This window comes from Pedobacter sp. PLR (assembly GCF_026239675.1).
Classification (GTDB): Bacteria; Bacteroidota; Bacteroidia; order Sphingobacteriales; family Sphingobacteriaceae; genus Pedobacter.
On the sequence record NZ_JAPIVQ010000025.1, the window covers coordinates 1 to 2,089 of the forward strand.

At 45.1% G+C, this 2,089-nt stretch carries 2 protein-coding genes; both read left to right on the forward strand.

Features of this window, described 5'->3' with window-relative positions; genetic code table 11:
- A partial coding sequence (locus OQX61_RS24175; protein ID WP_265844415.1) for a gliding motility-associated C-terminal domain-containing protein occupies positions 1 to 1,423 on the forward strand: 1,423 nt, incomplete at its 5' end.
- Between the two features lie 47 nt (positions 1,424 to 1,470).
- On the forward strand, positions 1,471 to 2,089 hold a 619-nt coding region (locus OQX61_RS24180; protein ID WP_265844417.1), incomplete at its 3' end, for a PorP/SprF family type IX secretion system membrane protein.

Genomic DNA, 2,089 nt, shown 5'->3' on the forward strand with positions numbered 1-2,089 from the left:
CTTAAACATTGCCCCTGCTCCTTTAACCGTTACGGCTGATGCGAAATCGAAATTTGCTGGCACCGCAAATCCGGTGTTCACCGGCCAGTATGCTGGTTTTGTAAACGGAGAAGATGCTTCCGTACTGATTAGTCCGGCAGTATATACTTCTGTAGCCACAGTTGCCAGTCCGATTGGAACTTATCCGATTGTGCCTTCCGGAGCAACTGCCTTGAATTACTTGATTACGCCGGTAAACGGGGTGTTAACGGTAAGTGCAGGCGCCCCGACTTCAGTGCTGTTTGCAGGAATTACTCTTTATGAAAACCAGGTTGCAGGAACTAAAGCAGGTACTTTAAGTAGTACTTCTGATGATCCACAGGCTACCTTTACTTATCGTTTAGTGACTGGAACCGGCGACGCAGACAATCCTGCTTTCCGCATTTCAGGGGATCAGCTGTTAACCGCAGCAAGTCTGGATTATGAAAATAAAAAGACTTACAGTGTCCTGATCAGAAGCACCACTCAACATGGTTTCTCTCTGGATAAAAGTTTTACGATCAACCTGAGCGATGTCAATGAAATCCCAACACTGGACGCGATTACCAATCTGGCGATTTGCTACACAACCGGGTCGCAAACTATCGATTTAACAGGGATCAGCTCCGGTCCGGAAACTGGACAAAACGCCCGCATTACCGTAACCGGTAGCAATGCGGCACTGTTGCAAAGCCTAACGGTTTCCTCAGCTTCAGGATTCGCTTCCGGAAAAGAAACAATCAGCTACCGCGTTAAAAACGGTGCTTCGGGAATCAGTACGATTACCGTTACCGTAAAAGACAACGGTGGTACCGACAATGGTGGTGTAGATACGTATAGCAGGTCCTTTGTGCTGACTGTAAATGCCTTACCGATAGTTGCCATTAGTGCCAGCAAAGGCGATAATAACAATGCTAACAGCACCTCAGTAAGTAAAGGGGAAACAGTGGTATTGACCGCCAGCGGAGGCAGCACTTATATCTGGGCAGTTAGCAACAGCGCAATCAGCGGTCAGAATGCAGCCAGCTTAACCGTGAGACCAAGAGAAACGACCACTTATACGGTAACCGTAAGCAATGCCAATGGTTGTACAGAACAGAAAAGCTTTACTGTAAATGTGCAGGATGACCTGATGACCGTCAAAGCCACTAATATTTTATCGCCGAACGGAGATGGATACAACGACAAGTGGATCATTGATAACATTGATTTCTACCCGAATAATGAGGTGAAAATATTTGACAAATCAGGAAGATCAGTTTATAGCAAGAAAAGCTATGACAATACCTGGGACGGGATGTTGAATGGCATGCCACTTTCTGAAGGTACTTATTTCTACGTCATCGATTTCGGTAAAGACCGCTTGAAATTCAAAGGCTTTATCACTATTGTAAGAGAGAACTAATGAGAAGCGCAGTTTTTTTAACAACCACCGACCTAAACATCAACAAGATGAAAAATATTTATAAATATGGCTTAGGGCTACTTATGGTTTTTGCCATAGGTAGTACCGCTAAAGCTCAGCTTAATCCTTTAGGCGCACAATACTACAGCAACCAGTACCTGATCAATCCAGCTATGGCAGGTACCGATCAGGGCCTGAAACTGAATGCCGCCTATCGTAAGTTATGGAGCAATGTCCCGGGCTCGCCGCTAACGCAGAATATCACCGCCGACTATGGTTTTAATAAGGTAGGCCTGGGTTTAAACGTTTACAATGAAAGTGCCGGTCTGCAAAGACAAACGCGGGTAGTCGGGACTTATGCCTATCATTTGAAACTGAACAATGAGGCCAACGGACTTCATTTCGGGGTGTCTCTGGGTTTTATGAGTCAGCGCTTAGAGAACAGCGATATTTATGGCAATCCGAATGATCCGATGGTAGGTCAGTATAACGACCGTAAAACTTACCTGGATGGTGATTTCGGGGTAGCCTATACCACAGAAAAACTGACGGTACAGGCTTCCATTCCCAATTTGAAAAGCGTGTTAAAAAAGGATGTGATCAAACTGGCTGATGTTTCTACATTTTATGCCGCAGCAAGTTATAGGATGAAGTTATCAGAAGGAA